This window comes from Novosphingobium sp. ES2-1, from assembly GCF_015169775.1.
GTDB lineage: Bacteria > Pseudomonadota > Alphaproteobacteria > Sphingomonadales > Sphingomonadaceae > Novosphingobium > Novosphingobium subterraneum.
Genome location: NZ_CP063445.1, coordinates 1,553,300 through 1,579,007 on the forward strand (window position 1 = coordinate 1,553,300; position 25,708 = coordinate 1,579,007).

Consider the following 25,708-nt stretch of genomic DNA (forward strand, 5'->3'; position numbering starts at 1 on the left):
TGATCAACTCCTTTCATAATGGTGAGGTAGCAAGTGACTGATAAACAAGTCCGTCCTGCCGTTCATTCCAAAACGGACGTATCTGCCCGACTGGTGGCAGGCTGGGCGCGTGTCATTGCCATTCACGGCAAGGGCAAGTTTGCCGACAAGATCGACGTCAACGAGAAGACGGTCGGCCGCGCACTTTCTGGCGAAAACACGCCGGAGTTGCACACTGCGTTCAATTCGCTCGCTGTCGATCCGACCGCACTTGACGAGGTGGCCGACCTTTACGGTCTCGAAATCCGGCCAAAGCAAGCCACCGCAGCCAACGACATGGAGACGGTTGCAGACCTGTCCCACCTCGTAGGCAAGTGGGTCGAAGCTCTTTCGGATGGCCAACGCTGCCATCGTGAGACGCTGGAGCTGGCGCGCGTAATGCGTCCGCTGCTCCATCGCTTGAACGCCGTGTGCGCTGAGGCTGATGTTATTCGGGGGTGGCGTGAAGCGCGGCGGAGAAGTCGTGCGGTGCTGCAACGAACTGCTGCACAATCCGCATTCCGGCATCAACCCTGCGCAACTCGGCATCGGACCGCACAACTACGCGCGGCAGCTTGCTCGCTACATGCGCGACCCGTCCAAAGTGCGTGCTGGAACCATGTACCAGTGGGGCCGTGCACCGACGATCGAGCAATGCCGAGAACTTATTAATGAGGCTCAAGGCGAACGTCAGCGCTATCGCGAAGAGAGCGACCGCCTTGCGCCAAAGGACATCGATGCTCTCGATTATCGCCCTTTGCCGACGCGGCATGCAAAGGAAGTACAGGAGCGAATCGACCGCAAACGAAATCAGGACATCGCCGTCGTCGAGCAGGCTGTCGAGGCTGAGCCGGCAAATGATGACCCTGAACCGCAGCGTTCGCACTTCCTGACTGAGACGGTGTATCAAGTTTGTCGGGCGATGGGTGTGGTCGTTGCCGACGTTGTGGGTAACTCCCGAGTTAAAGCCGTCGTTCGTGCTCGGCATGTCGTATTTTATGTCCTGCACAAGCGCGGTCAGTCCCTCACGCAGATCGGTCGCCGCCTGGGCTGCGACCACACATCGGTCATGTATGCCCTGCGAATCTGGGACGTGAAGGCCACGGACAACATGCGCAAAGTGGCGGCCTTTTTCGTCAGTGATGCGGACGAGGTGGCCGCATGACCCGCGCCGAAGCATGTGAGCGCGCTCGCGCGCGCCAGACGGCTATGCGCCGCATCCGCCTGAACGAACTCGCCGACCGTGTTGCCAATGGCCAGACCATTCGCGCCGCAGCGATGGACATGGGCATCTGCGAGGCCACGGCCTGGAACTATTGGGCTGAGGTCCGGGCCTCGCTTGAGGTGGCGGCGTGAAACCCGGCGCCCGATATCCACGCAGCCGCGAGAACGTGACGAAGCGAGACAATGCTGTCGCCGCGTTCGCCAAGGCGTCGACGGCACCGTTGCAGACGCTGACACCAGCCATGCTCGAAAGCATCGCGGCGAGTCATGCTCGGCGAGGAACCCACGACTTCGACCAGCTGCTCGCGAAGCTGACCGAGACGGTGGAAGCACGCCGCGTTCGGGAGGCCGCATGAACTGGGGCGCACTCGAATCCTCGCTGCGCGAGGAGCCGCTGTTCTTTGTGCAGAAGCCCGACGGCAACCGCATCCTCGGCGAGGATCCGCGCTGCAAGACGTTGGTGAAGCTCGTCCACCAACTCGCTCCGCAGGCGACAATCCAGCATTCCAAGAACGAGGGAAATCACAACCATATCAAGGCAAAAGCCATGGGTGTTGTGGCCGGATACCCCGACTACACCGTGACTTGGGGTGTCCGAAGTCAGGCCTTCGTCGAGATGAAGGGCTACACCGCTGCGGGTCGCGCCGGCGAGCTCAGCCAGGCGCAGATCGACCAGTGCAACAAGCTGTTCCGGCAGGGCTTTCCTGTCGCGTGCTTCTTCACACCTGAACTGGCCTTCGAGTGGCTGGTTCAGCAGGGCATGCCTGCCATCGGGAGGATCGCGGCGTAATGCGCGAGACCTCCGTCATCAGCGCCGGTGCGCTCTTCAAAGGCATCGTACTCCGGCACATCGTGACCGAGATCGGCGACAAGGCCGAGATGAAGGCGCGTCTTCTGATTGCACGCGAGCACGGCCAGCTCGACGACGAGACCGTCGAGGACATGATCATCTTTCACGGGCTGCAGGACGCATGAGCATCCACGACGCCATCACCGACTTCATCGGCTTCATGGAGGCGAACGGTGTTGCACCGATCGAACCCATTGCCCAGCGGCTTGCGTCGGGATCGCTGATCCGATTCCGCTGCGAAGGAGACGGCAAGGGCCGACAGAATGGCTGGGCCATCCTGTACCTTGACCAACGTCCTGCCGGCGCGTTCGGCAACTACAGGATGAACACCGGCACGCTGAAATGGAAAGCGGCCGACGATCGCCCTGCCTTGTCGCCTGCTGAACGCGAAGCTCTGCAACGGGAATGGAAACAGGCCAAGGAGCGCCGCGAGGCCGAACAGGTCAATAACCAGCGCCAGGCCGCGCTTGCCGCAGCCGATCTGTGGCAGCGCGCGGCATCGGCTAACGTCGAACATCCCTATGTCGCGCGCAAGCAGATTGAGCCCGGCGAACTGCGCCAACTCGGCGACGAACTCCTGGTACCGATGTGCGACGAGCACGGCATCCTCTGGAACCTGCAGCGCATCAGGCCCTGTGGTGAAAAGCGATTCCTCAAAGGCGGTCGCATCGATGGCCTGTTCGCAATCGTCGGCAGCTTCTCGCCCGAGACCGAGGAAGCGGTGATCTGCGAGGGCTACGCCACCGGCGATGCGGTACATCGGGCAACAGGGCTGCCGGTGGTTGTAACGTTCAACACCTCGAACATGCCCAAAGTCGCGCGCCTGTTCGCTGAGCGTCGGGCCGATCTGAACTACACCGTGTTCGCCGACGATGACGAGGCAACGGCTCGCAAAGAGCTGGAGCAGCGCGGGATCTACAAGAACCCCGGGATCGCGACAGCCGAGGCCGTTGCGGCCGAGATCGGCGCCAATGTCGCGTACCCGCTGGGCAGACCACAGAGAGGGGCAGCGTGAGCGTGTCAGACGCCGGAAATTTCGACGCGAACGACGTTGCAGTGACCTTCGGCCTGCAAAAGGTGGCCGATGCCTTCTCGCAGCGCCGCAGCACCCTGCCGCCTTTCGCGCCCTACGACGAGCCGCAGGACGAGCCACGCCCACAAATGAAGGCGACCCCTTTCACATGGCGCGACCCTGCCACCATCCCGCCACGCAAGTGGCTCTACGGCCGGCACTTGATCCGCAAGTTTCTCTCGCTCGACATCGCCCCCGGCGGCCTCGGCAAGTCGAGCGTCAAGATCGTCGAAGCCCTGGCGATGACGACAGGCCGCAACCTGCTCGGCAAGGACTGCCATGAAGGCCCACTTAACGTCTGGCTCTACAACCTTGAGGATCCGGCTGAGGAAACGGAGCGCCGCATCCACGCCGCTGCGCAATGGTTTGAGATCGGGCCTGAAGACGTCGGGGAACGTCTCTTCGTCGATTCCGGCCGCGACCAGCCTATCTGCATCGCTGAGGAGACCGACGGCGGCGCCCGCATCATCCGTCCTGTTGTTGACGCCGTGATCGAGCAGCTCAAGGCTCGCAGGATCGATGTTCTCAGCATCGATCCGTTCGTGTCCAGCCACATGATCAGCGAGAACGATAACCGTGCGATCGATATGGTCGCGAAGGAATGGAGCCGCATCGCCGATATCTGCGACTGCGCCATCAACCTGGTCCACCACGTCCGCAAGACCAACGGCGCCGAAGTGACGGCCGAAAGCAGTCGCGGTGCCGTCTCGCTGATCGGTGCCGCCCGCAGTGTGGTAGTCTACAACCGCATGACCAAGGAAGAGGGTGAACGCGCCGGCATCGAGCCGCGCATGCTCGGCTTCTACTTCCGCACCCAGAACGACAAGGCGAACCTCGCTCCGCCTGAGGCGGCCGACTGGTTCCGCATGAACAACGTCGACCTCCCCAATGGTGACAGCGTCGGTGTGGCCTGCCCGTGGAAGTGGCCCGATCCGTTCGAAGGCATCAGCACCTGGCACCTCAAGGAAGTGCAGAAGCGGGTGGCAGAAGGCCGCTACCGCGCCGACGTTCGCAGTGCCCAATGGGTTGGCCACGTCATCGCGCAGGTTCTCGATCTGGACGTCGAGAAGAAGGCTGGACGGGTGAAGGATATCCTCAAGCAGTGGCTCAAGAACGATATGCTGCGCGAGGTCGAGGGCACTGACGAAAAGCGCAATGTCCGCAAGTTCGTGGAGGTCGGAACATGGCACACGGACTGAACTGGGGCACGACTGAGGCAACTGTGGCAGGGGAAGCAGGCCGTCTGTCTGACGCGCCCCACTGGCACACACGAAACGGCGGAAATCCGCGATTTTTTGCCGTGCCTCAGTTGGTCTTCAGAACTGGGGCAAAACTGGGGCAAACTGGGGCGTACCGTGGCAGGCAAGTGGTCTGCCCCAGTGCCCCAGTTAGGGGGGATATATATCCCCCCTTAACTGGAGGCTCACTGGGGCGCTCCAGACCACTGCCAGGAACTGGGGCAAAGCCATGAGGAAGACCAACCTCATCACGCTCTCAGGCGTCGCACCTGTCGGCCTGTCGATCGAAGTGAACGGTCAGCGCTTCGACCTGATCGGGCATGAGCCTTACCTGACGAAAGACGGAGCCACGACGACGCTGATGCTCTGGCAAGCTGAGTGCGCGACGTGTGGCGAAGGCTTCACGACAACGGCGGCACCGAACCGGTGGCCGGAGCGCCGCCGTTGCGACCTGCACACGCGCCCAGGAAAGGCTGTAGTCGCATGATCGACGAAGCCCTCTGGCACGACCCCGAAGCCTACTACACCGGCCCTGTAGACGCGGACGTGTCCGCCCACCCCGATCCGTTCAGTGCCGCAGCTGCCATCTTCGCCTTCACCACTGAAGCGCAGACCAGCAACCGCGACGCCATGCGCCAGCGCTGGCCTGAATACCGCGGCAAGGTTCCTGCAGACCTTGCCCGCATCATCATCGACGAGAACGAAGCGAGGAGGAGCCAGTGCTCATGAGCCCAGCAGTGAACACCGAAGCCGTAACCCTCGCCCTTCCGGACAACATCGCGTTTCCGGACTGGCTCGATGTCGGTCGCAATCTCGCTGCCAGCAAGCGCCATATCGATTGGCTGATCGGCGACTGGATCACGTTCGGTCGCAAGCAATTCCCTGAACAGGTCGAGCTTGCCCTCGAACAGTTCGGTGATCGGAAACAGGTCAAGCGGATCGAGAAGACAGTCGAGGCCTTTCCGCCCCATCTCAGATCGCCGAAGCTATCCTTCGATCATCATGCCCATGTCGCTGACATGCCGGCGCAGGAGGCGCTGCCACTGCTGAAGAAGGCGGAGACGGAAAATCTCGACGCCCGCCATCTCCGTATCGAGGCGATGCTGCGCAAAGTCGAGATCGGGCAGATCTATCCCCGCGATGAGGATCATGAAGATGACATGCTCCTCGCACTGGTTCGCGCCTGGAACCGCGCCAGTCGCAATGTCCGATCCGAGTTCTTCGAGATGGCCGAGAAGTCGAAGCACGGCCTAGTGGATTTCCAGCCATGAAGCGCATCGTACCGCCGCCGCCCCCTGAGTTCGCCGACGTCTTCGCCCGTGGTGGGTGGGAGGCTGCTGAACTGCTCTACGGGGCCCGAACCGACCTGATCCGGAAGTGGATCGCAATGACGGGGGCAAAGCCTCGGAATGCGCGGCGCTATGTCATGGGCCAGACTTTGACCAGGAGGGGGGAATGGTCCGGCCGAAAAGATCGACGACATCGCGTACAGCTTCGCTGGCGCGAAAGACGTCATCAATGCCTACGGCGAGTTCGTTGCCGCAATTGCCGACATCCCCGCCACCCGCCTGCTCGGCCGCGCGCCCGAGGGCATGAACAGCTCCGGCGATTCTCAGCAGCAGGACTGGTCGAAGCGCATCAAGGCGATGCAGACACTCGAACTCGGCCCCTGCCTCGATCGCGCTGACATCTATCTGGTACAATCCGCACTGGGCAAAGCCGAGCCGAGTGCCAGCTACGCCTTTGCCCCGCTCGACATCGAGACCGACAAGGAGCGCGCCGAACGCTTCGCGAAACAAATGGAGGCGGCGGACAAGCTTGCCGGTCTCAACGCGATGCCGGAGCAGGCATTCAACCGCGGTATCCAGTCGCTGATGATCGCAGAGGGCTACCTGCCTGAGCTTGAGGCAGCACTGTCCGAGATTCCCGACGACGAGCGCTACGGCATCGTTGCCGATCCCTCAGTCGACGATCCAACGGAAGGAGGTGGTCCAGATTCTACCGGTGCAGGCGGTTCCGGATCAGAAACCGAGCCGCCTGTCCGTGTTGCCGCGAATGACGCGACACCTCGCCCGCTTTACGTCTATCGCAAGCTCTTGAACGCCGGTGAGCTGGTCGACTGGGCTCAGGGGCTTGGGGTCAAAACGAATCCTGCCGACCAGCTCCACGTCACTGTCCTATATTCCAAGCAGCCTGTCGACCCAATGGCAATGGGCGAAGGCTGGTCAAGCGATCCGGATGGCGGGCTTGTGATCAAGGCAGGCGGCCCTCGCGCGCTCGAACGTTTCGGTGAAGGTGCGCTCGTCCTGCAATTCGCGTCCTGGTCGCTGCAGTCACGGCACAACGAGATGGTCCAGGCCGGTGCCTCCCATGATTGGCCGGACTATTTGCCTCACGTCACGATCAGCTACGAAGCGCCGGCAGACCTCGATCTCGAAGCGATCAAGCCATATGCCGGCGAACTCCGCTTCGGGCCCGAGATCTTCGAGCCACTTGATCCGGATTGGAAGTCGAAGATCGCGGAGGCCTGAGGTGCGCTACGACCTCGCCGCGATGTACGCCCAGCGCAGGCCTCGCAAACGCACCGTGGCCTTTCGCGAAATCAGCCTGCCCGCGACGCTGGCCTCCGACCTCTACGCCTCGGTCTACGGCCTCGTGATCCGCGAATGGGAGCAAGGCCTCTCCGCGATCAATGCCGAGTACGAGCGGAGCCATTCCGAATTGACCACCGATGCCGCCCCTGAACTGTCCGGCGTCGTCGTATCGGTTGAGGCTGGTATCAACCGCCTCCTGGTCACGCTGCGCCTCAGGCTGGAACGGTGGGCTGCGCGCGTCGAAGCTGCCCAGCGCGCGAAGTGGGCGGCGACGGTAAAGCGATCGACGGGGCTCGACATCTCGGCAATGGTCGGGCCTGCCGACGTGCGCAAGCCGCTTTCCGTCGTGGTCGAGAACAACGTTGCGCTGGTACGCTCCGTCTCCGACCAGACCCGCGACAGGATCACTTCGTCCGTGATGCGCGGCCTGTCGGAAAAGAAGGTGCCGCGCGAGGTGGCTAAGGAGATTCGCGAGGCTGTGGGAATGGGGCGACGTCGGGCGCTTAACATCGCGTCGGACCAGTTGTCGAAGGCATCGGAGACGTTGAACGAGGAGCGGCGCCGACAGGCTGGACTTTCGATTTGGGAATGGGTGTCGAGCCACAAGGTCAATTACAGGGCAGAGCATGCCGCGCGTGATGGGAAGCGCTACAGCGATGATCCCGCGGACGGTGCGCCGCCGCCGAATGACAGGCCGGGGCAGTTGCCGTTCTGTGGCTGCACCTCGCGCGCAGTGCTTTCGCTGGATGGCGAGTTCTGAGCCAGCGCGCGCCGTGATAGGAGAGCGCATGACCCAGCTCGACCGCGCCGTTTCCGCCATAGTCGCCGAACTCCGCAGACAGGAGCCCAACGATGGGCAGATTTTTTACCTCGACGCGAGCAATACCGCTGCAACGGTGATCGATGCGACGATTGATCTAGAGGCTCTGGCGCGGGCGGTGCTTGAGGCGATTACGCCACCCCTCTGACGGCGGTAACGACCACTAACCCAACCTCATATCGCTGCGGTCGATGCAATTCGTCGATCGCCTCACCCTCGATGCACCGCGCCGCACCCGCGACGGCTTCATGGCTGTCCGCGCCAAGGCCGCGCGCGTCGGCGTTTACGACTACCTCGGATCCGAGATCGATCCGGAAAACCGGCACGGCCTTCGCGACAAGGGCATGGTCAAGGTCCTGCGCGACGAGGCCACCGTCTTCGACAAGGCTGCAGCGCAGTCCTTCATCGGAAAGCCGGTCACCGACGATCATCCCACCCAAGCCGTAACCGCCGACAACTGGCGCCAGCATGCGCGGGGCACTGTCATGGGTGCGATCCGCGACGGCGACTATCTCGCATTCGACCTACTGCTGACCGACGCCGACGCCATCGCGAAGGTCGATGCAGGCAAGCGCGAACTCAGCAACGGTTACGCCGCATCGCTCGAATTCGGCGACTTCGCAGCGCCTGACGGCACCAGGTGCGTCGCGCGCCAGACTTCCATCCAGGGCAACCACGTCGCCTTGGTGGATCGGGGCCGTGCTGGTCCCGAATGCCGCATCTCGGATGCTTTTGCGCACTGCGATGCAATTCCGACTACCATCATGGAGCCTGTCATGAAGACGATCATGCTCGACGGTATCCCCGTCAATCTGGGCGATGCAGCCGCCGTCGAAGCGGCGATCGCCAAACTGCAGGACACTGCCGCGAAGGCCGCAGTCGCCCTTGACGACGCCCAGTCCGCTCTCGCTACCGAGACCGGCAAGGTTGCCGCGCTCGAAAAGCAGCTTGCCGACGCCAAGGCCGAACTCGAACCGGCCCGTCTCGACCAGCTGGTTGCCGATCGCGCCGCGCTGGTGACGAAGGTCAAGGCGATCGCGCCCGACTTGGTCGTCGATGGCAAGACCGACGCGGAAATTCGCCGCGCCGTGGTCGCCGCCAAGCTCGGCGATGCCTGCCCCAACGATGACGCTGGCGTTGCCGGTGCGTTCGCGGTGCTGACCGCAGCCAAGGACGAAAAGCCCGAGGTCCACAATCTCGCTCCGGCCAAGTTCGCCGATTCCGCCACTGCCGTCGCGTCGATCCGCGCCGCGCGCTACGCCTAAGGAGGCCGATAGATGCCTGAACTTCAGACCAGCTACACCGGCACCGTCGCCAAGGGCTACGCCGGTATGATCGCCAATGGCGAAACCTCGAACCGCATCAGCCGCACCGTGGAAGATTCCGCCGGCATCGCTTTCGGCAAGCCCGTCTATCGCGGTTCCGGCGATCACGGCTGCACCGCCACGGTCGGCACCCTCGCCACGTTCCTCGGTTGGACAGTTGCCACTTCGGCGATGGCCCCAGTCGCCGGGCAGGACGCCGACGAGTACCAGCAGTACGACACCGCCACCATCATCACCTCGGGCGCGATTTATGTCGCGGTCAAGGGTGCTGTCACGGACGGCGCGGCACTGACTGTCGGCACCGGCGGCGGCGCTGCAGACCTCGTCGGCTCGACCGCAGCCGATGCCACCCACATCGCGACCGGTTGGATCGCAGACGAAACTGTCACGGACGGCATCTGCCGCATCGTGAAGCGCTAAGGGGAACCTGACATGACCGCACTTTCGTTCTTCGACCGCGCTTCGGGCCAGATCACCGATCCCGGCGCATTCATGCTCGCCGACGCTGCGACCAAGAAGCAGGTCATCGCGCTGTGGGCGAACGACAACGCTCGCCACGCCGCGACGTTTGCTGACAAGGTGGACTCGTTCCTGCAGGACGCCCAGGTCGGCTACGCCTTCCTGACGCCGCAGCTGCACCGCATTGAGGCCGAGGTCTACATGACCCGCTACCCCTCGTTCGACATCACGCGGTTCATGACCGTCGACACGTCGGGCGACATGTGGGACGTCGGCACCGTCGTCTACTCCATGGACAAGGTCGGCCAGGCCGAATTCATGGGCGGCGGCGCGTTCGACATGCCTTACGCATCGACCCAGATGAGCCAGGCGACCCGCAACTTCCATCTCGCTGCGATCGGTTACGAGTGGAACACGCAGGAAATGCAGCGCGCCGCCAAGCTCGGACGCTCGCTGTCGTCGGACAAGGCGCAGGGCGCCGTTCTGGCTGCCGACCGCTTCATCTACGGCATCGCCATGACCGGCAAGACGCCGCGTGGTGAAAGCGAAAAGGGCTGGACCGGCTTCATCAACAACGCCTCGGCCCCCTCCGCTCAGGTTGCTGCCGACGGCACCGGCTCGACCCGCACCTGGTCGACCAAGACGCCGGACCAGATCCTGCGCGATATCAACGAAGCGCTGACCGCCGTCGAAACCGGCACCGGCGAAACGCATATCGCGAACACACTGGTTCTGCCGACCTCGAGCTACAACTACATCGCGACCACCCGCGTCGGTCAGGGCGACGGCACCATCCTGTCGTTCCTGCTCGCGAACAACGTGGCTGGCGAGGCTCTGACCATCCTCAAGAGCCGTGAGCTCGAAACGGCCGGCACCAGCTCGACGAAGCGCATGATCGCCTACGACAACAACCCGCAGGTGCTCAAGTTCATGCTGCCTGGTGCGCACCAGTTCCTGCCCGCGTTCCAGAAGTCGAGCCTCGTCTATGAGGTCGGCGGCATCATGAACGTCGGTGGCGTTGACGTCCGCCTGCCCAAGGCGATCGTCTATCGCGACAGCTTCTAAGGAGCGATGACATGCCACAGGTCAAGAACATCAGCACCGGTCCTCGGGGCGCCTATCTCAAGGGCGTCCTGACGATGGCCGAAGTCGGTCAGACGGTCGAGGCCGACGACTTTGCCGAGGAGTGGTTCCAGGAGCTCGACGGCGATGACGCCCCCTCGCTTACCAAAATGACCGTGGACGAGCTCAAGGCCTTTGCCGAGGCCAACGAGATCGATCTCGGCGACGCCACGAAGAAGGCTGACATCCTGTCGGCCATCGAACTGGCGCTCGAAGACAAGTAATCCGCTCAGGGGTGGTGAGAGGACCGCTCCGCTCTCGGGCGGGCGGTCCTTTTACGTAGGAGGTTCTGATGCCAGACAAGTACAGCACGGCCCGCTCCAATGAGGCGGACACCATCGGTACCGCGGTTGCCGAATATACGCCCGCCGATGCAGACCTGCCTATCAACGTAAAGGCGGTCCTGTTCGATGCCGATGGCACGATCAGCGTCAAAAACACCTCGGGAGGCGCGGCAATCACCGGCTTTCCGGTCATCAAGGGCATGCCGCTACCATTTATCCCCCTTCGCATCACGGCCATGACCGGCCCGACCAAGTGCTACCTGGTCAGCTAAGTGGCCTACACGGCTCCCACCGCAGCCACGCTGAAGGCGCGCTATCCGGCTTTTACGTCCGTTGCGGATGCCACAGTCGAGTATTGGCTGGCGGAGGCTGCGCAGGATCTGGCCCACTGGCCTGATGATCAGCGGGCGCGCGGTGAGATGGCTTGGGCCGCGCACCGAATGGCTGAGCTTGGCCTCGTCACCGGCACCGTCCCCGCCGGGGTCACGTCTTTCAAATCCGGCACCTTCTCGGCGACGGTCTCGGATGGCATCGCATCACGCACCGGCTATGACGCAACCGTCTACGGACGCGAATTCCGGCAGCTGGCCCGAAATCTCTTCGGCGGACCGCGTCTGGCATGGCAGCCGAGCACCGAGACGTGTTGAACCAGTTCTTCGCCGACCTGGCCACGGGCTTTGCGGCACAGTTCGGTGCGCCGTTTCAGGAGGTCACGGCTACTTGGCCGGGCACTGCGGTCTATGATGACGGCGGCTCGATCGTCACTCCGGGTACGCCTGTCGAGAAGCCCTGCAAGGCACAGTTCGATGCGCCTACCGAGGCCATGCGGAATGATCCCGGATTCCTCGAGAAGGATATGCGCCTCATCGTTCTTTCGGGAACGCTCGACGGCACTCTCGACAGCGCTGCAAATGTCGTTGTTGGTGACGGTGAGCATGCTGGCACATGGTCGCTGGAATCGGTCCAGGGCGATCCGGCAGGTATCGGTTGGGAATGCCGGGCTCGAAAGGTGGCGTGATGGCGATGAAGGGCCGCGACAAGCATCTACGCAGGTTGAAGCGGCTGAGCGGTCCCGAGGTCGTCAAGGCAGCGGGCCGTGTCGTGTTCGTCGGTGCCGATATGGTCAGGGCTGAGGCGTTCCGCGGCGTCAGTGCTGGTTCGGTATCGGGAAGAAACCATGTGCCGAGCACCCCGGGCGAATACCCGAACCGCGACACCGGCGGGCTGCAGAACGGCTTCAAGACGGAACAGACCGGTCCGCTCAGTGCGGAATTCAGGTCTGAGACCGAATATATAGCGAGGCGCTGGAGTTCGGCACGTCGAAGATGGAAGCGCGTCCGCATGTCCGGCCCGCGCGGGACACTTCCGAGCCGAAAATTCAGCGTCTGTTTGCGCAGGAGATCGGTAAGCTGGTTGAGAGGTCTGGGCGATGAAGGGGCTGCAACGACTGGTGCGACGGGCCATCCTGCCCCGCCTCAAGGCTGATCTGGCACTTACTGCGCTGGTTCCGGTAGCCTCAATCAATCCAGCGGGGGCGCCGACCTGGCCTTTCATCGTCCTGCGCGCTCCGGTCACACAACGCCTGAAGGCAGCATGCGTCAATGGCGGGCAGGGTTCATGGGATATCCATGCCTTTGCGGGTCAGCGTCTCGTGGCCGGGACGGTGGTTGAAACCGCCGAGGATCATGCCGGAAGGATTGGTGCGGCGATTGAGATGGCATTGGCCGACAACTGGCTTGCACTACCCGACGGGGCAAAGGTTAGGATCCGGCTCAGCGATATTCGGCTGCTGCAGGACGGCGATCCGGATCATTATCACTGGTTCGCGCAGATAAATTGGCGGGTGCTTTCAACCTGATAGCGTGTTATCCGGCTGTTGTGGATTATCTTAGCAAAGATCAGCTGGGCTCCCTCATGGCGGTGCTTATCGCGCAGCTGCAGCGCAATAATATTTTGAGCGTCGATGATTTTGACACGATGCGGCGGCGTCTTACAGACGCAGGCGATGCGGAAGTCGTGAAGGCGTTGAATGACGTGATCTTGAGCGACTTGATTGATGATCCTGACCGCCGTCGCGCCAGTCTGTATGTTATAGCAGACCGAGACAAGACCGCCGAATCTGACGGCGGTAACGACCAGACCTGACGCGGCTCATACCTCGCGCAAACCTGCGAGGAGCCACGCATGTCATTGCCCGTTGAAGCCGATTTCGCCCTTATCAAGATCGGTGATGGAGCGACGCCTTCCGAGACGTTCGCAATTGCCTGCGGCCTGCAGGATGTGAACGTCAACCGCACCGCCAACAGCTCGGACCGCTTCGTGCGCGACTGCGCAAAGCCGGGCGAGGTTCCGGTGCGCAAGGTTCGCGTCAACGGCAAGCAGCTCGACATCACTGGGTCGGGCCTGATCGACAAGGGTCACGTCGAAATCTTCGAAGACGCGCTCGGCACGGCCAAGAACTACAAGATCGAACTCTACGCGGATGATGGCACCGACGCTGGTGATCTGGTCGGCACCTTCGCGGGCGCTTTCGTGATGAACGCTGCCAACATGGCGATCGCGCGCGAAACCGGTGGCACCGCAGAAGTCACCCTCGCCAATCACGGCGCGTGGACGTGGACGCCCGCAGTCTAAGCCATGGAGACTCGCATCAACCTGCACTTCGCAGGCGAGGACCGTGACTTCTGGCTCCCGATGTCGCGTGTTGTTGCCTTCGAGCGCGAGGCTGACCTTTCAATTTTTGCGCTGTTCTATGCTCCTCGGCGAGAATCTCGGCGCTGCCGAATCCGGCGACATGGTGCTGATCGGCGGCAGTGAAGCCCGATTGAAGCAGTGCCAGGCGCTGATACCGCAACGCTCTCATCGGCGCCGGAGAAAGCGAACAGGAAGCGCGCGATCTGGTGCAGACCTACTGCTTCCCGGCCCTGCCCCGCGATCCATGACGCCGCGATGGCCTTCAAAATTTTGCGCGCCGCGGATCTACGGCATCAAGCTGCCCGAAGGCTCAAAAAAAAAGGGCGACGTAAAGACGTTCAGCCCTTCGTGAAGGGCGTTGTCCTGGTCAACTGCGGGGAGGTCGGCTTGGACTGGGAGCGGACCTCGATCTCGATGTATCTCGAAGCGATGAGTGCCCGCGATCCGGAGCAGCCGGCCGACAAGGAAGTCGAGACCGGGACCCTTTCTCGCTTCCTGTCCGCTCACTCCAGCGAGTAGCGTTTGACGCCCGGCCCGGGACAATGGCATCACGCAGCCATGATGAATCTTCAAGGACCTTGGATCGTGCGCGCCTTGGCCGGAATCGGCACGATCTTGGCATTCGTCGGAATTTGGCTGGCATGGGCAACGCTCAAGACTGCCGCGCCTCAGGCAGAGTTCGATGACGCCGCAATCTCTACATGGTCCAGTTGGCCGAGCAGCAAGCCTATGTGCAGCGGCTGATACTGTCGGCGATCATCCTGACGGCGGGTGTTCTTTGCTGGATCGGCGCCTGCATTGTCGCCGCGATTAACGGAAAGCCCTGACGGCGGTAACCTCTCGAATTGACGGCACATAGGGTCTGCCCGCCACCGGAGCGGACCCAATGCCAGAGATCGATCCCGTAATTCTTGAGCTTCGGGCCGACCTGAAGCAATACCGGACCGACCTCACAGGAGCCCAGCGCCTAACCGAAACCAAGCTCGCAGCGATCGAAAGCGCGCGGGGTGGCAATGGGTCAGAACATTCGTAAAGGGTTTGATCTCGCCAAGGGTGCGGCGCTTGGCTTTGTAGCGAGCCTCGGCATTGATGCTGTCGTGCAGGCAGCGCAGAAAGGGCTCGAATACGCCTCATCGCTGGGCGAAGTGGCACAGCAGCTCGGCATCACGACGGATGCGCTGCAGGAATACCGCTACGCCGCGTCACAGGCTGGTCTCAGTCAAGAGGAAATGGATCAGGCGCTGTCGCAGCTTACGCGGCGCATTGGTGAAGCGGTGGGCGGCACGAAGGCTCAGGCCGAGGCGTTCAACAAGCTCGGCGTCTCGGTGAAGGACGCCAACGGCAACGTGATTGATGCCGGGATCGCAATTCCCCGCATCGCTGACGCACTGCAGAAGATCGAGAGCCCGGCAGAGCGCGCCGCCATCCTTATGGACTTGTTCGGGCGCGCTGGCCAAAAGCTCGAACCGCTCCTCAGTGGCGGTTCTGCTGCAGTCAACGAACTACGCGAAGCGGCACACAAACTCGGCGTCGTCCTGTCCGAAGAGCAGATCCAACGCGCCGACGAGACGGCGGACAAGCTCTCTGCGATCAAGCAAGTGCTCGAAGCCCGAATTGCCGGAGTTGTAGCGGACAACGCCAACGCGATCCTTGGCCTTGCCAATGCGCTCGCCTCGGTTGCGGACTGGGCTGGTAGGGCCTTTAACGCCTATCGCCGGTTCAAGCTTGAGCAGGGCGCGCGGACCTATGAGGCCAAGTCCCAGAGCTGGTTCCTCTCCGACAAGGAAAAGGCCGAGGCGCAGCGAACCGCCACTCGGTTCCGGTACGAACTCGACCGCATGGATGGCAAGCCGGTGGGATTTGGCACCAAGGGGCTCGATGCCCTGCTGTCGCGCACGCCTTCGGTTGGCTCGGGGCCAGTAGGAACATCGCCATCCAGCCCGAGTAAGACGAAGACGAGCGCCGCGACCGACAGCGGTCCCTCCTCTGCCGAAATCCTAGCCCGCATAGACAGTCAGCTGGCATCCATGGCGCAACAGGCTCTCTCGGCGATGGAGAGTGTTGCCAAGTCGGCCGATGAGCGGGCCGAACTCGAGTTGCGCAGTGTCGAGCTGGCCCGAGTACGTGCGCTTCGCGAAGTCGATACCGACACTGATCTCGAACGGCTTGGCCAGGAGGAGGCGGCGAACCAACGCGCCAGGATAAAGTCCCAGATCGAAGCTTTAGCGGACGCGGAGCGCGCGCGCATCGAGGAGCGCCGCAAGGCCGAACTTGAACAAGACACCAGAGACCTCGCCCAAGAGCGCTACAACAACGACCGCGACGCGCTGCAGGTTCAGTACGAGCTCGCCGACAGCCAAAGTGAGCGCAAGCGTTTGGCTCTCGAGATGGTCGATCTCGAACTGCGCTATCAGAAGGCATTGCTTGAAGCGATCATCGCCTCCGAAACGGCAACTGAAGCGGAGAAAGAACGCGCCCGCATCGCGCTCGAAGGCGTCAACGCCACGGCGGATGGAAGACAGGAAACGGCATCTCGTGCCAACGAAGGGCCGCTCGACGCTTATCGGCGCCGACTGAACCGCAGTTCGGACGCCATCAACGAAGAGGTCGAATCCTACGTTGTCGACGAAACTGAACAATGTCCGCGACGGCATCCGTGGTGCAATCGAGAAGCAACTCGGCGTCAAGGATCCGCTGATCTCAGGCCTGCTGAACCTGCTGATTGAAAACGTCATCCTGAAGCCGCTGGCAGACGCGCTGGCCAACGCGTCGGGCGGTGGCGGTGGCGGCATCGGCGGCGCACTTGCATCGATCGGTACCGCATTCCTCGGAGGCCGCGCATCCGGCGGATATGTCAACGGCGGCCAGATGTACCGCGTCAACGAAGGCGCATCGCCGGGCCGCGTCGAGGGCTTCATTCCGCAGGGCTCCGGGCACATCGTGCCGCTGGGCCGCATGAATGCGCTCAAGCCGGGTGGTGGTGGCCGTGTCTTCAACATCACTGTGGATGCGCGGAACAGCGTGAATCCCGAGGGCTTTGAGCAAAGGATTTTGGCTGAGGCGGCGAAGCGTGCCGCACAGATGGACGGCCAAGCCGCTCAGGCAACGCTCAAGGCCATGCCGGGCCGGATGAGCCAGTACCAGCGGGATGGCTTCTGATGCCGTCTTACCGGGAAAGCTTTGTCTTCTACATCGCCACCCCAGACCCCAGCGGTGTTCTGGTCCGGTCATGGGCCTTTTGCTGCTGCCCGCCGATGACGTCGTTCCGGATCCTGTCGTCATCATGGGCGCCGGTGAGCTCGTCGATATCCCGGCACTGGAACAGCTCATCAACGGCAAGGCGCAGCGGCTCGAAGTGACCATGTCGGGCGTCAGTGAGGAGACCGTTGCTATTTGCAGCGGAGGAAGCGTTGTCGATTGCTGGGTCCGCGGTCAGCATCGGACGGATCGAGTTCGACACTGCCTGGCAGATCGTAGACGTCGAGTGGGAATGGTTCGGCGAGGCACGTGGGCTCAGCGTCAGCAGCCAGCAGAGCGATCAGGGCCGTAACCGCGCGATTACGCTTTCAGTGGTTGCCGGTGATCCCTCCCGTCGCCGTCCCGCCCTCGCCTTCTTCACCGATGGCCGACCAGCGCTACGATTTTCCAGACGATGCCGTGTTCCTCGAACGTGGCCGGCATCTCGCAGGGCACAACTCGAAGGTGGGGGCCGTCGTGATGCTGGGTGAATACCTCGCAGCAGCGGCACGGAAAAAACACGTCTATGGGGCGCACGATTGCTGCAGCCTTCCCGGCAGACTGGTGCATGCTCAATGGCTGGCCGGACCCAATGGCGGATTGGCGTGGAGGTTATATCGACGCCAGCGCTGCGGACGATGGCCTGCTGCCCCTGATCGCGTCCGGCATGTTCGGGGCTGGCATTCCGGCGACAAAGGACTTTTGCCGAAGGCGATGTCGGCGTCGTCTCGGTTCTGGGTCAGGAGGCGGGCGCGATCTTTACCGGTCGGCGCTGGGCCCTGATCGCACCCCGTGGGCTGGCGTTCGCATCCTTGGACCCTGGATCGATCCTCAAGGCATGGAGGGTAGCTCGTGGGTAAAGCTGCTGGGCTCGATCCTCACCACGATTGCGGGACTTGTCGTAATCGGAATCCCCGGCTTGCAAGCCGTTGGCGCTGCTCTGGTCACTGCGCGGGAATTTCAGGCATTGTCGGGAGCCTCCTTGGCCCCGGCCTCCCCAAACCAGACACCCGCCGAGACCGCGCATCAAAAGCCCGCGCCCCCCGCGTGTCTCTGCCTATGGCCGGATGCGTCTCTGGGGGGCGTCGATAGTCTATGACACCGCATCAAACGGGGCGGCCGTCGACATCTACGCGGTCCATGATGGCAAACTCGACGGCATCGAGCTTCGCTATCTCAATGACGACCAAGTCACCCTCTCGGGCGAATTTGTTGTAGGCTCCGGCGCGACAAGCGGCGGGCTTTTCCAACCCAACGTTGATGGTCGGTACGGCGGAAACAAGGTCAGTTTCTACGAGACCGACGGGTCAACGCCTGGGACAGGCGGCACGGAATTCGCGGTCGCAACCCTCGCTGCTGGGCCCCTCGGTTTGGTCAAGCGATCACAGGGGTGATGGCGTCGTAATGATCGCCCTCTTCTGTGCAGCTGTGAAGGCCGAGGACTTTCAGGACATTTACCCTCAGGCTTCACCGCCTGCTCCGTCCCTTGTCGCTCGCTGGCAGGCCTGTCCGGACCCGGCGGCTGAGGATCCCCTCGACGAATCCGGTTGGACCTGGACCGAGAATCCGGTGCGCCATCTGCTGCACTACATGCTGGTTCGCGAGGGACCGCGCCCTGCCCTGCCCCGTAGCGATGCCGGGTACGCCGCTGCGCTTTCTGCCCTGCGGCTCGAATGGTGGAACCGCAAGATCGCGCCTGCGCTGGACTAACTGGATCGACGCAGCTGCGGTTTGCGACGAGGCGCGCTCACTCAACGCAGGTGGCACCGAGGCGAAATACCGCGCCTGCATCGCGCACAAGCACACCGACGAGCCGGAAAAGGTCAAGGCTGCCATTCTCGACACGTTCGATGGCTGGATGGCTCCCGATGCCGATGGCGCATATGTCGTCTTCGCCGGTAAAGCCTACCTCCCGACCGTTTCCATCGGTTCGGACGAAATCGTTTCCTATGCGTGGGACGGCGGTCAGGTCGATGACGACGAGGCTGTCAACGAGCTGGTCTGCAGCTACGTCTCCTCACTCCATGACTACAACACCGTCCAATGCGATCCCTGGCGCGACGAAGACGATATCGCTGCGCGCGGGCGCATCCTGAGTGCCAACTTTGAGCCCGGTGTGCCGAGCCATGCGCAGGTCAGATATCTGGCAAAGCGCAAGATGGCGCGAGCCAACGCCACCAATCGCGGCACCATAACGACGAACATTGCCGGTCGTGCCGTCAGAGGCGAACGGTACATCAACCTGCGCATCGAGGAAGCCGGTGCCGTGTTCTTCGACGGCGTCGCTGAAATCACCGGCCTGTCGCGTAGTCTTTCCGGCGGCGTGACGTTCCAGTGGGTGGAGTTCGATCCCAACGTCGATGCCTGGACACCAGCAACCGAAGAGGGTGAACCGGCCTCGGTTGGTAGCCGCATCGCACCGCCTGCGCTGGAGACGCCGGAGATCACTGAAATCGCATTCAGCTACGACGGTTCCTCGGGCTACATCGAGCTCGATATCGACGGACCGGTCCGAGACGACCTGACATGGTTCGCGCACTGGCGTGTGGCGGGCGCGTCGGTCTGGGGGCCGGACCTATCCTATCCCGACACCGATCCCGGCAGCCCTGTCGCCATGAGGGTCGGGCCGGTCACGCTCGATACCGAGATCGAGATCGAAGTTGCCTACCAGGTCGGTGATGGTCGCATCTCGAATTGGTCCCCGCTGGAAAGCATCTCGACATCGACAACATCGTCGCCGCCGTCAGACCCTGCAGATTTCAGCGCTGCTGATGGCACCGGTTCGGCAACGGTGACCTGGCGTAATCCCGTCTCGATCAATTTTGGCTACGTGAAGCTCTATCGTGCAACGTCCTCTGATTTCGGTACAGCATCTCAGGTCGGTTCCGATATCAGCGGCGGGCTCGGTGCGATCGTGACCATCACCGATACTTTGACGGCCGGCACATATCATTACTGGATCCGCGCCTACAGCACCGGCGGTACGCCAGGCGATCTGATCGGTCCGGACAGCGCCGTGGTGAGTTGACGGCGGTAACCTCCAAGCGGCCGGCAGCATAGCCATCAGGCGCAATGCGCGTCTTTCCAACATATACCTTCGGCTTTTCCGACATGGAGGCGGATATTGAGCGCCGGGTCATCACCGGCGGAACTGCTTTGTCTGGGCAAGAGGATGTAGTCGGCGCTGATGGTGGCGGCCGTGTCTTCGCCCAATACAGCGATCCCTATCTCGATGAACCCGAAATGGCGCTGGCATGGAAGGCGTGCGCATCGGTGCTCAAAGGCGGTGTCGTGCCAGTCATCGTCCCGCTTGGCGATCTGCGGCACCAGTTCGGTCGTGACCTGCGGATCCCGAAATCCCTGCCTTGGTGGACCGAAGCTGAATATCTGACCGGCGACAGTGGTGTCTCGCTTTCAGCTGATGCCGTCTTGCGTGCCACGACGCTCAATCTCGCAATCGAATTCCTTCCCGGCCCACTTCGTGCCGGCATGTGGCTTTCGATCGATCACGTCACGATGCGTCACCGCGCCTACATGATCGACGAGGTCGTCAGCCAGTCCGGCACCGCGGCTGAGATCAAGATCAGCCATCCTCTGCGCGAGGCAACTCTCAGCGGTGTCGCTGTCGAATTCCACGATCCACGCTGCGTCATGCGCCTCGAAGGCGAGATGCGCAGTCCATCCAACATGGGCTTTGCGACCGGTTCCGCGATCAGGTTCGTCGAGCACTTCCCCGCGACCGGAGGCGGTTACGCATGATTGCCGCAGGCAAACTCGCAGTGCTGGTCAACCGCTGGCAGCCGAACAAGATCGAGATCGATTTCGTCGGCTACGACTTCACCGGCGAGACTTTCAAGTCAGAGGTCCGCGCCTATCGCGACGCGCCCGATCCGGCACTCATCACGCTCGCCAATGCGGCAAGTCCTGGCGAAGGCATCTCCGTCACCGTCGTCACCACCAACGGCGTCCCGACTTCCACGGTCCAGATCCGGATCAACGAAACAACGGTCGAGAGTCTGCCCTTCACCAACCCCAAGGGCACCGACCTCGAGCTGGTCTGGGACCTCACCATTGGCGCCGGCTCAGCAAAGGCACGCTGGCTGGAAGGCCCATTCATTGTCCACGGAGGTTCGACGCAGATCTGATGGCTGACGCAATCGTTTCGACGGCTGATGGCCGGATCAAGGTCGTTCCGTTCGGCGCGGACACTCTGGCTCCGCTGGCGGGCGCTGCCGCGCTTGCAAAGGAAGCTGCGGAAACTGCCGAAGCGGTAGCGTCTCTGCAGGCCTATCTCGGCAGCAATCCCTTTGCCGACACCACGGCTTTGAACGCTTACACGAACTCTGCTCTAGCTGTAGGGATGAGCACGATCGTAGTCGGCGATGGCCGTTACGCGCTTACTTCGCTTTCCCCAAAGACGTGGGCACGTACCGGCGACAGCGACGGCAAAGTGGCATCCGATCAGGCGGCTGCAGCTGGGGCAACAGCAACAGCTCTCGGTCAGGCTCTTTCCGGCCCCTACCGCGACAACGAGGTTTCGGCCTCTTTGGCGGAAAGCTGGAGCGTACTTTACAACGAAGCGCCGACCGTTGCTGCTGCGATCAACCCTACCTTGGGCGGGCGCTGGATCGCCTTCGATGCCGGAACGCAGGTTGCTGTCGAGCGCATCATTGACGCCATCATGGCGGAAATTACCGTGGCTTCTACGGCCACGCAGGTTTACGTGCGGATCTGGGAGTGCGCGACCGCCGATGCCAACGTCAACGCCGCCCCTCCGCAGGCAGGGGACACGCTGAAAGCTGAAAAGCGCGTTGCTCTGGCTGATGCGATCGCCATGGACGGCGGCGCAAACGGCATCGCTCCCAACGTTGCAGGCCGCGAGTACGCCTTTGTTCTCGATGAACCGGTGCCGATCCTTGCGGGCAAGACCTACAAGGTAGCCATCGAAGCGCAGGACGGCACGAACACGGAAGTTGCGTCAAACGTCGCGTTCCGCACGGTAACGGCGGTCTCGCAGCAGCGTTATGTCGGCGGGCGCAGGGCAACACCCGGTGCGGCCTACACCAACATGACCACGACGCAGCGCCATGCCATCGGCCTGTTGCAGCGCAGTCTGGCGAGCTCATCGCTTACCACGGTGGCTTCGCTCACGGCCGAGAACACCGCGCGCAGTCAGGAACGCCTGGCCGCGCGCCTCAACCGCAACCATGACCGACTTGCCGCACATGCCGGGCTGTTCCCGCGTAATCTGGCCGATGCCTTCACTTTCTCCGGTGACAGCCTCGTCGAGCACTCGGTCACGCATGTCACTGCCGGCCAAAAGGGTACCGATGTGGTCGCCCGCTATGTCACTGGCACGGTCAACAACATCGCGGTTGGCGGCACCCGTTCGGACCAGATCCTTGCGACCTTCACGGCGCTGTCCGCTGGGCAGAAGGATGATGTCGGCATCACCAACGGCGGCACAAACGACATTCTGCAGGGCGTTGCGAACGTCGTTTCGACGGTCGTCACCAACATGCAGGCGGTTGCGGCAATCAGTTCGAACCGGATCATCATGGGGCCGTGGGAGGGCGATCATGTTCGCTACTACGCGCAGGCCCGGGCCATCTGCGCGGCGCTGAAATCCAGTCTCGGTGCCAAATTCTTCGACGGTCAGGCCTATCTCGCGTTGTTCTCGGCAGGATCGGCAACGGAGATCGTCGCCACGCAAACCGGCGGCATTCCAAGCAGCCTGACCTCGGATACCCTGGGGCATCCCAATACGGCCGGAGCGGCTGTGCTGGGCCGTGAATGGGCGCTGATGACTCGTGCGCTGGCCGGTGTGGGCGCGCCGTACATCCATGACGACTACGTGGTCGCCGACGATACCAGCGGCGCGACTGTCCATGCACCGCGCATCCTTGGGACGGCACTGCGCTGGCGGATTGTGTCCGGCAACGAGAGCCTTGCCTTCAACATCAATGCCACAACAGGGCTCATCGCGCGCTCGACCATTGGCATCATGCCCGACTTTGAAGAACTGATCGTCCAGGCCGAGGGCACCAATGGACCGTCGAACGAAGCGCGCATCACCGTCGGCAAGAAGATGGCCGGAACCAGACCGACGCAAGCGGTCCGGATCAAGGCCAGCGCGACCACTCCGGTCGGCGGCGGCGGGCAGCTGGTCACGCCAGCACTTACAGGCGGCGCGGCGAGCAAGAAGCTCACGATGGTCGTGTCCGGCCGGATGCGCAACCGCATCAACGGGACGCTTCTGGCAACGATCCGTACGGACAATTTCGCCGACAACACGATCCTGACCAAGGAAGACCGGCAGCTCCGGTTCCTAGCCCGCACGGCCAACGGCACCAACATCGCCAATGCCTATGGCCCTCTCCCGGCCAGCGATCCCTATGGCTGGCACACCTGGTTCTTCACGATGGACACCACAACCGGTGTGCAGACCCTGAAGGCCGCAACAGACGGCGAGACTGCCAACACCGCAGTCCCGACTGCCGATGCGTTGCTCGATCTAACGGGAACGGTGCAACTGTTCCGTGCCCAGACCAGCATCCTCAAGGACTTCGACCTCAAGATGTTCTGGCTGGCGCAGGATTTCATCGACATCGGTGATCCGGCCAAGCGGGCGCTGTTCTACGACCCGACCACAAAGGCACCGCTTGATCTAGGCGCAGCAGGCACGGTAGACGGGGTGACGCCGCTGATCTTCGTTCGCGGCAGTGCTGCCGAATATCAGGCCGGGACGAACTACGGGACGGGCGGCAATCTCCATGCGGCTCCGCTGGTCAGCTTGTCGCGGCTTGGCTTCGAGAGCGTCAGCTGATGCCCGACAGCACCGGCAACGCAGCCCAGACCCGCATCATCGCCGAACAGGTGGCAGAAGCCGCCGTCGTCAAGTTCGCGGCCGAGCATCCCGAAATCCGCAAGGACAGCGGCTTTTCGAACTTCCAGAAGGGAGTCGTCGGCGTCGGAGTTACCTTGCTCGTCTCCGCAGTTCTCTGGCTCGTCAGTACGGTCAACCAGATGCAGCTGACGCTGGCCCGGCTCGATGAGCGTATCGCAAGCGGAGCCGTGAAAGATGTTCGCGTCGACGATCTGGAACGACGGGTGACGACGCTGGAAAGCTACCACAGGCAAGGGGGTGGGCAGTGATCGACTGGCGCAGGACACAGACCCGCCTCATAGCCAAGGGCTACGATATCGGCAGCGCCGACGGTATCGCTGGCAAGCGGACGCATACCGCCCTGCTCGCCCTTGTCGCCCAGCGCCCTATTGAGCCGCTACAGGCACTCGGGCAGGCCATGGCCGTCCATGCCCCGGCGCATGGCATCACCGAGACAGCGGCGCGACTGGCAAACTTTCTGGGCCAGGCAGCGCACGAGACCGGTGCATTCCGATACTTGCGCGAGGTCTGGGGGCCGACCGAGGCCCAGAAGCGCTATGAAGGGCGCCGCGATCTCGGCAACACACAAGCCGGAGACGGTTACAGGTTCCGAGGCCGCGGCATCTTCCAGCTGACCGGCCGTGCCAACTACCGCGACATCGGCGTCAGCATCGGGCAGCCGCTGGAATCAAGCCCCGAGCTGGCTGAGCGTCCAGACATCGCGGTCCTGACCGCCTGCCGGTTCTGGCAGTCACGGGGGCTCAATGCGCTGGCCGATCAGGGCCTCGAGGACACGATCACGCGCCGGATCAACGGCGGAACGAATGGCATTGCGGAACGGCGATCCTACGTCGCCCGGATCAAGGCGCTGCTGTCATGAGCGCGCGTCTGCTCGCCCGGGCGGCCTTTGAGATCATTGTGATCCTTGTCCTGGCCTGCGGCGTAGGGTCCTGCCTCTGGAGTGCGCTGCAATGACCCGCGTTCCTCACGTCCGCATAGTGGTTGCGGCCAGCCTTCTCGCTGTCCTGGGCTACCTCGGCTTCTCGATCTGGGTCTTTGGCTGGACCGAAGATGCCGCACTTCGCGGTGACGTCGTGGGGACATGGAAGTCGTTCGCGACGCTGGCGTTTGGGTTCTGGATAGGCTCCTCAAGCGCCGGCAAGGCCAAGGATGGCGAACCTGCACCAGTCGCTGTTGTGAATGGTCCGGATTCCCCGGTGCCGGTGGAGGCGCAGGCATGAACGCTTTGCCCGGAAATGGAAACGGCGGGCCTTCCATGAGCCCGCCGCTGCGCCCGAAAGCGCCCCAACGAACCGAAGGTCTCACAGTTCTGTTTGCATCGCAAGCTCTTGTTCGCACGGGGAATATGGAGCGCGTCACATGGATTTGATTACGCCCCTCTGGCGCCTGCGCGTGCCCATCGCGATCATTTTAGCAGCGACCCTGCTTTGGTGGGCACTAGATCGGTATGTCGATGGCGCCATCGAGAACGACCGACAGGAAAGCGCCAATGCGGCGCTTGAAGCCGACGCCATAGCCGATGACACCGCAGGCCAGGTCGCCTCGGCACATGCCTCACAGTTCGCAAAGGAAAATGACGATGCGCGCAAGGCTGCTCTCGATAGCACTGATCCTCTCCGCGCCGGCCTTGACCGGCTGCGGGCAGGAAAGACCGGCCCTGGCGAGCCCGCCGGCGGATCTGCTGACGTGCGCTGACGAGCCGGTGGCACCTGCTCTGCCCGGACGCGAGGATCAGGCGCGCAGGGATGCGCTGACGCTCGATTACATCCTCGGACTGCGCGCGGCTTGGGGCGACTGTCGGGCGAAAGTCGACGGCATCAGGGTGTGGACCAGTGCCTTGAGAAAAGGCCCTGCCGCCGGACAG

39 protein-coding genes and 1 pseudogene are annotated in these 25,708 nt (G+C 62.6%); 38 read left to right on the forward strand and 2 right to left on the reverse strand.

Translation table 11 applies throughout. From position 1 onward, the window contains the following. Positions 1–3 precede the first annotated feature (3 nt). A complete protein-coding gene (locus tag IM701_RS07455; protein ID WP_193828248.1) occupies positions 4–435 on the reverse strand; it encodes a hypothetical protein in 432 nt (143 codons plus the stop codon). A gap of 46 nt (positions 436–481) precedes the next feature. On the opposite strand from IM701_RS07455, the gene IM701_RS07460 reads away from it, so the two are divergent. The 29 genes and pseudogenes from IM701_RS07460 (at position 482) to IM701_RS07590 (ending at position 16,859) form a co-directional block, all read left to right on the forward strand. After that, positions 482–1,183: a helix-turn-helix domain-containing protein gene (locus tag IM701_RS07460; RefSeq protein WP_193828249.1), complete on the forward strand. Its 702-nt coding sequence runs from the start codon at positions 482–484 to the stop codon at positions 1,181–1,183. Continuing rightward, complete coding sequence (locus IM701_RS07465; protein WP_193828250.1) at positions 1,180–1,374, forward strand: hypothetical protein; 195 nt, start codon at positions 1,180–1,182, stop codon at positions 1,372–1,374. Before IM701_RS07460 ends, IM701_RS07465 begins: the two co-directional genes overlap by 4 nt. Before the next feature lie 35 nt (positions 1,375–1,409). Continuing rightward, positions 1,410–1,598, forward strand: coding sequence for a hypothetical protein (locus IM701_RS07470; RefSeq protein ID WP_193828251.1), 189 nt, complete (start codon positions 1,410–1,412; stop codon positions 1,596–1,598). Beyond that, positions 1,595–2,032 (forward strand): hypothetical protein, encoded by a 438-nt coding sequence (locus tag IM701_RS07475; protein WP_193828252.1) that lies wholly within the window; start codon positions 1,595–1,597, stop codon positions 2,030–2,032. Before IM701_RS07470 ends, IM701_RS07475 begins: the two co-directional genes overlap by 4 nt. Further along, the gene (locus tag IM701_RS07480; RefSeq protein WP_193828253.1) at positions 2,032–2,217 is read left to right on the forward strand and encodes a hypothetical protein; all 186 of its coding nucleotides are present in this window, start codon (positions 2,032–2,034) and stop codon (positions 2,215–2,217) included. The genes IM701_RS07475 and IM701_RS07480 overlap by 1 nt, the downstream gene beginning before the upstream one ends. After that, positions 2,214–3,107: a hypothetical protein gene (locus tag IM701_RS07485; RefSeq protein WP_193828254.1), complete on the forward strand. Its 894-nt coding sequence runs from the start codon at positions 2,214–2,216 to the stop codon at positions 3,105–3,107. Before IM701_RS07480 ends, IM701_RS07485 begins: the two co-directional genes overlap by 4 nt. Beyond that, on the forward strand, positions 3,104–4,363 hold the full coding sequence (locus tag IM701_RS07490) for an AAA family ATPase (protein ID WP_193828255.1): 1,260 nt from the start codon (positions 3,104–3,106) through the stop codon (positions 4,361–4,363). Before IM701_RS07485 ends, IM701_RS07490 begins: the two co-directional genes overlap by 4 nt. Positions 4,364–4,631: 268 nt before the next feature. Further along, entirely contained in the window at positions 4,632–4,889 is a 258-nt protein-coding gene (locus IM701_RS07495) for a hypothetical protein (RefSeq protein ID WP_193828256.1), read from the forward strand. After that, on the forward strand, positions 4,886–5,131 hold the full coding sequence (locus tag IM701_RS07500; RefSeq protein ID WP_193828257.1) for a hypothetical protein: 246 nt from the start codon (positions 4,886–4,888) through the stop codon (positions 5,129–5,131). Before IM701_RS07495 ends, IM701_RS07500 begins: the two co-directional genes overlap by 4 nt. Continuing rightward, the gene (locus IM701_RS07505; RefSeq protein ID WP_193828258.1) at positions 5,128–5,673 is read left to right on the forward strand and encodes a hypothetical protein; all 546 of its coding nucleotides are present in this window, start codon (positions 5,128–5,130) and stop codon (positions 5,671–5,673) included. Before IM701_RS07500 ends, IM701_RS07505 begins: the two co-directional genes overlap by 4 nt. A gap of 243 nt (positions 5,674–5,916) precedes the next feature. Beyond that, positions 5,917–6,933 (forward strand): anti-CBASS protein Acb1 family protein, encoded by a 1,017-nt coding sequence (locus IM701_RS07510; RefSeq protein ID WP_230487849.1) that lies wholly within the window; start codon positions 5,917–5,919, stop codon positions 6,931–6,933. A 1-nt stretch (position 6,934) separates the two neighbouring features. Further along, complete coding sequence (locus IM701_RS07515) at positions 6,935–7,756, forward strand: phage minor head protein (protein ID WP_193828259.1); 822 nt, start codon at positions 6,935–6,937, stop codon at positions 7,754–7,756. A 28-nt stretch (positions 7,757–7,784) separates the two neighbouring features. Further along, positions 7,785–7,964, forward strand: a complete 180-nt coding sequence (locus IM701_RS07520; protein ID WP_193828260.1) for a hypothetical protein — start codon at positions 7,785–7,787, stop codon at positions 7,962–7,964. Positions 7,965–8,007: 43 nt separating this feature from the next. Continuing rightward, positions 8,008–9,081, forward strand: coding sequence for a DUF2213 domain-containing protein (locus IM701_RS07525; RefSeq protein ID WP_193828261.1), 1,074 nt, complete (start codon positions 8,008–8,010; stop codon positions 9,079–9,081). 12 nt (positions 9,082–9,093) lie between these two features. Then, the gene (locus tag IM701_RS07530; RefSeq protein ID WP_193828262.1) at positions 9,094–9,561 is read left to right on the forward strand and encodes a hypothetical protein; all 468 of its coding nucleotides are present in this window, start codon (positions 9,094–9,096) and stop codon (positions 9,559–9,561) included. 12 nt (positions 9,562–9,573) lie between these two features. Next, positions 9,574–10,665 carry a DUF2184 domain-containing protein gene (locus IM701_RS07535; RefSeq protein ID WP_193828263.1) on the forward strand — a complete coding sequence of 364 codons (1,092 nt, stop codon included), beginning with the start codon at positions 9,574–9,576 and terminating at the stop codon, positions 10,663–10,665. Positions 10,666–10,676: 11 nt separating this feature from the next. Further along, positions 10,677–10,946 (forward strand): hypothetical protein, encoded by a 270-nt coding sequence (locus tag IM701_RS07540; protein ID WP_193828264.1) that lies wholly within the window; start codon positions 10,677–10,679, stop codon positions 10,944–10,946. A gap of 68 nt (positions 10,947–11,014) precedes the next feature. Next, positions 11,015–11,278 (forward strand): hypothetical protein, encoded by a 264-nt coding sequence (locus tag IM701_RS07545; protein ID WP_193828265.1) that lies wholly within the window; start codon positions 11,015–11,017, stop codon positions 11,276–11,278. Further along, the gene (locus IM701_RS07550) at positions 11,279–11,653 is read left to right on the forward strand and encodes a DUF4054 domain-containing protein (protein WP_193828266.1); all 375 of its coding nucleotides are present in this window, start codon (positions 11,279–11,281) and stop codon (positions 11,651–11,653) included. Further along, positions 11,626–12,024: a hypothetical protein gene (locus tag IM701_RS07555; protein WP_193828267.1), complete on the forward strand. Its 399-nt coding sequence runs from the start codon at positions 11,626–11,628 to the stop codon at positions 12,022–12,024. Before IM701_RS07550 ends, IM701_RS07555 begins: the two co-directional genes overlap by 28 nt. Positions 12,025–12,029: 5 nt before the next feature. Further along, positions 12,030–12,248: pseudogene (locus IM701_RS22260) on the forward strand (HK97 gp10 family phage protein); the annotation flags it as partial. Between the two features lie 83 nt (positions 12,249–12,331). Further along, positions 12,332–12,439: a hypothetical protein gene (locus tag IM701_RS22265; RefSeq protein ID WP_193828268.1), complete on the forward strand. Its 108-nt coding sequence runs from the start codon at positions 12,332–12,334 to the stop codon at positions 12,437–12,439. Beyond that, entirely contained in the window at positions 12,436–12,864 is a 429-nt protein-coding gene (locus IM701_RS07565) for a DUF3168 domain-containing protein (RefSeq protein ID WP_193828269.1), read from the forward strand. The genes IM701_RS22265 and IM701_RS07565 overlap by 4 nt, the downstream gene beginning before the upstream one ends. A 56-nt stretch (positions 12,865–12,920) precedes the next feature. Then, entirely contained in the window at positions 12,921–13,151 is a 231-nt protein-coding gene (locus tag IM701_RS07570; protein ID WP_193828270.1) for a hypothetical protein, read from the forward strand. A 39-nt stretch (positions 13,152–13,190) separates the two neighbouring features. Further along, positions 13,191–13,640, forward strand: a complete 450-nt coding sequence (locus tag IM701_RS07575; protein ID WP_193828271.1) for a hypothetical protein — start codon at positions 13,191–13,193, stop codon at positions 13,638–13,640. 315 nt (positions 13,641–13,955) lie between these two features. Further along, positions 13,956–14,219: a hypothetical protein gene (locus IM701_RS07580; RefSeq protein WP_193828272.1), complete on the forward strand. Its 264-nt coding sequence runs from the start codon at positions 13,956–13,958 to the stop codon at positions 14,217–14,219. Between the two features lie 182 nt (positions 14,220–14,401). Further along, complete coding sequence (locus IM701_RS22105; RefSeq protein WP_255527809.1) at positions 14,402–14,527, forward strand: hypothetical protein; 126 nt, start codon at positions 14,402–14,404, stop codon at positions 14,525–14,527. A 318-nt stretch (positions 14,528–14,845) separates the two neighbouring features. After that, complete coding sequence (locus tag IM701_RS07585) at positions 14,846–16,426, forward strand: phage tail tape measure protein (RefSeq protein WP_193828273.1); 1,581 nt, start codon at positions 14,846–14,848, stop codon at positions 16,424–16,426. Beyond that, the gene (locus IM701_RS07590; RefSeq protein WP_193828274.1) at positions 16,320–16,859 is read left to right on the forward strand and encodes a hypothetical protein; all 540 of its coding nucleotides are present in this window, start codon (positions 16,320–16,322) and stop codon (positions 16,857–16,859) included. Before IM701_RS07585 ends, IM701_RS07590 begins: the two co-directional genes overlap by 107 nt. Before the next feature lie 28 nt (positions 16,860–16,887). Here the strand turns inward: IM701_RS07590 and IM701_RS07595 are convergent, their stop codons facing one another. Further along, positions 16,888–17,160, reverse strand: coding sequence for a hypothetical protein (locus IM701_RS07595; protein ID WP_193828275.1), 273 nt, complete (start codon positions 17,158–17,160; stop codon positions 16,888–16,890). 1,181 nt (positions 17,161–18,341) lie between these two features. On the opposite strand from IM701_RS07595, the gene IM701_RS07600 reads away from it, so the two are divergent. The 9 genes from IM701_RS07600 to IM701_RS07640 all read left to right on the forward strand — a co-directional run bounded on the left by IM701_RS07600 (position 18,342) and on the right by IM701_RS07640 (position 25,539). Continuing rightward, the gene (locus IM701_RS07600) at positions 18,342–18,647 is read left to right on the forward strand and encodes a hypothetical protein (protein WP_193828276.1); all 306 of its coding nucleotides are present in this window, start codon (positions 18,342–18,344) and stop codon (positions 18,645–18,647) included. Then, positions 18,571–19,965, forward strand: coding sequence for a hypothetical protein (locus tag IM701_RS07605; RefSeq protein ID WP_193828277.1), 1,395 nt, complete (start codon positions 18,571–18,573; stop codon positions 19,963–19,965). The genes IM701_RS07600 and IM701_RS07605 overlap by 77 nt, the downstream gene beginning before the upstream one ends. Positions 19,966–20,009: 44 nt before the next feature. After that, positions 20,010–20,696 carry a hypothetical protein gene (locus IM701_RS07610; protein ID WP_193828278.1) on the forward strand — a complete coding sequence of 229 codons (687 nt, stop codon included), beginning with the start codon at positions 20,010–20,012 and terminating at the stop codon, positions 20,694–20,696. Further along, a complete protein-coding gene (locus IM701_RS07615; protein WP_193828279.1) occupies positions 20,693–21,082 on the forward strand; it encodes a hypothetical protein in 390 nt (129 codons plus the stop codon). Before IM701_RS07610 ends, IM701_RS07615 begins: the two co-directional genes overlap by 4 nt. Beyond that, entirely contained in the window at positions 21,082–23,763 is a 2,682-nt protein-coding gene (locus tag IM701_RS07620) for a hypothetical protein (protein WP_193828280.1), read from the forward strand. Before IM701_RS07615 ends, IM701_RS07620 begins: the two co-directional genes overlap by 1 nt. Beyond that, entirely contained in the window at positions 23,763–24,092 is a 330-nt protein-coding gene (locus IM701_RS07625; protein ID WP_193828281.1) for a hypothetical protein, read from the forward strand. Before IM701_RS07620 ends, IM701_RS07625 begins: the two co-directional genes overlap by 1 nt. Continuing rightward, a complete protein-coding gene (locus tag IM701_RS07630) occupies positions 24,089–24,703 on the forward strand; it encodes a glycoside hydrolase family 19 protein (protein WP_230487608.1) in 615 nt (204 codons plus the stop codon). Before IM701_RS07625 ends, IM701_RS07630 begins: the two co-directional genes overlap by 4 nt. Before the next feature lie 91 nt (positions 24,704–24,794). Further along, positions 24,795–25,064, forward strand: a complete 270-nt coding sequence (locus tag IM701_RS07635; RefSeq protein WP_193826555.1) for a hypothetical protein — start codon at positions 24,795–24,797, stop codon at positions 25,062–25,064. A 139-nt stretch (positions 25,065–25,203) separates the two neighbouring features. Further along, a complete protein-coding gene (locus IM701_RS07640) occupies positions 25,204–25,539 on the forward strand; it encodes a hypothetical protein (protein ID WP_230487609.1) in 336 nt (111 codons plus the stop codon). Positions 25,540–25,708: the final 169 nt, after the last annotated feature.

Coding starts and splice junctions, on each gene's coding strand:
- IM701_RS07525 (WP_193828261.1), top strand. CDS start 8,008: ATGCAATTCGTCGATCGCCTCACCCTCGATGCACCGCGCCGCACCCGC.
- IM701_RS07575 (WP_193828271.1), top strand. CDS start 13,191: ATGTCATTGCCCGTTGAAGCCGATTTCGCCCTTATCAAGATCGGTGAT.
- IM701_RS07500 (WP_193828257.1), top strand. CDS start 4,886: ATGATCGACGAAGCCCTCTGGCACGACCCCGAAGCCTACTACACCGGC.
- IM701_RS07545 (WP_193828265.1), top strand. CDS start 11,015: ATGCCAGACAAGTACAGCACGGCCCGCTCCAATGAGGCGGACACCATC.
- IM701_RS07640 (WP_230487609.1), top strand. CDS start 25,204: ATGGATTTGATTACGCCCCTCTGGCGCCTGCGCGTGCCCATCGCGATC.
- IM701_RS07620 (WP_193828280.1), top strand. CDS start 21,082: ATGGCTGACGCAATCGTTTCGACGGCTGATGGCCGGATCAAGGTCGTT.
- IM701_RS07565 (WP_193828269.1), top strand. CDS start 12,436: ATGAAGGGGCTGCAACGACTGGTGCGACGGGCCATCCTGCCCCGCCTC.
- IM701_RS07615 (WP_193828279.1), top strand. CDS start 20,693: ATGATTGCCGCAGGCAAACTCGCAGTGCTGGTCAACCGCTGGCAGCCG.
- IM701_RS07535 (WP_193828263.1), top strand. CDS start 9,574: ATGACCGCACTTTCGTTCTTCGACCGCGCTTCGGGCCAGATCACCGAT.
- IM701_RS22265 (WP_193828268.1), top strand. CDS start 12,332: ATGGAAGCGCGTCCGCATGTCCGGCCCGCGCGGGACACTTCCGAGCCG.
- IM701_RS07570 (WP_193828270.1), top strand. CDS start 12,921: ATGGCGGTGCTTATCGCGCAGCTGCAGCGCAATAATATTTTGAGCGTC.
- IM701_RS07605 (WP_193828277.1), top strand. CDS start 18,571: ATGCCGGGTACGCCGCTGCGCTTTCTGCCCTGCGGCTCGAATGGTGGA.
- IM701_RS22105 (WP_255527809.1), top strand. CDS start 14,402: ATGGTCCAGTTGGCCGAGCAGCAAGCCTATGTGCAGCGGCTGATACTG.
- IM701_RS07635 (WP_193826555.1), top strand. CDS start 24,795: ATGACCCGCGTTCCTCACGTCCGCATAGTGGTTGCGGCCAGCCTTCTC.
- IM701_RS07625 (WP_193828281.1), top strand. CDS start 23,763: ATGCCCGACAGCACCGGCAACGCAGCCCAGACCCGCATCATCGCCGAA.
- IM701_RS07555 (WP_193828267.1), top strand. CDS start 11,626: ATGGCAGCCGAGCACCGAGACGTGTTGAACCAGTTCTTCGCCGACCTG.
- IM701_RS07580 (WP_193828272.1), top strand. CDS start 13,956: ATGGCCTTCAAAATTTTGCGCGCCGCGGATCTACGGCATCAAGCTGCC.
- IM701_RS07530 (WP_193828262.1), top strand. CDS start 9,094: ATGCCTGAACTTCAGACCAGCTACACCGGCACCGTCGCCAAGGGCTAC.
- IM701_RS07610 (WP_193828278.1), top strand. CDS start 20,010: ATGCGCGTCTTTCCAACATATACCTTCGGCTTTTCCGACATGGAGGCG.
- IM701_RS07480 (WP_193828253.1), top strand. CDS start 2,032: ATGCGCGAGACCTCCGTCATCAGCGCCGGTGCGCTCTTCAAAGGCATC.
- IM701_RS07495 (WP_193828256.1), top strand. CDS start 4,632: ATGAGGAAGACCAACCTCATCACGCTCTCAGGCGTCGCACCTGTCGGC.
- IM701_RS07475 (WP_193828252.1), top strand. CDS start 1,595: ATGAACTGGGGCGCACTCGAATCCTCGCTGCGCGAGGAGCCGCTGTTC.
- IM701_RS07520 (WP_193828260.1), top strand. CDS start 7,785: ATGACCCAGCTCGACCGCGCCGTTTCCGCCATAGTCGCCGAACTCCGC.
- IM701_RS07600 (WP_193828276.1), top strand. CDS start 18,342: ATGATCGCCCTCTTCTGTGCAGCTGTGAAGGCCGAGGACTTTCAGGAC.
- IM701_RS07540 (WP_193828264.1), top strand. CDS start 10,677: ATGCCACAGGTCAAGAACATCAGCACCGGTCCTCGGGGCGCCTATCTC.
- IM701_RS07485 (WP_193828254.1), top strand. CDS start 2,214: ATGAGCATCCACGACGCCATCACCGACTTCATCGGCTTCATGGAGGCG.
- IM701_RS07505 (WP_193828258.1), top strand. CDS start 5,128: ATGAGCCCAGCAGTGAACACCGAAGCCGTAACCCTCGCCCTTCCGGAC.
- IM701_RS07455 (WP_193828248.1), bottom strand. CDS start 435: ATGGAGCAGCGGACGCATTACGCGCGCCAGCTCCAGCGTCTCACGATG.
- IM701_RS07465 (WP_193828250.1), top strand. CDS start 1,180: ATGACCCGCGCCGAAGCATGTGAGCGCGCTCGCGCGCGCCAGACGGCT.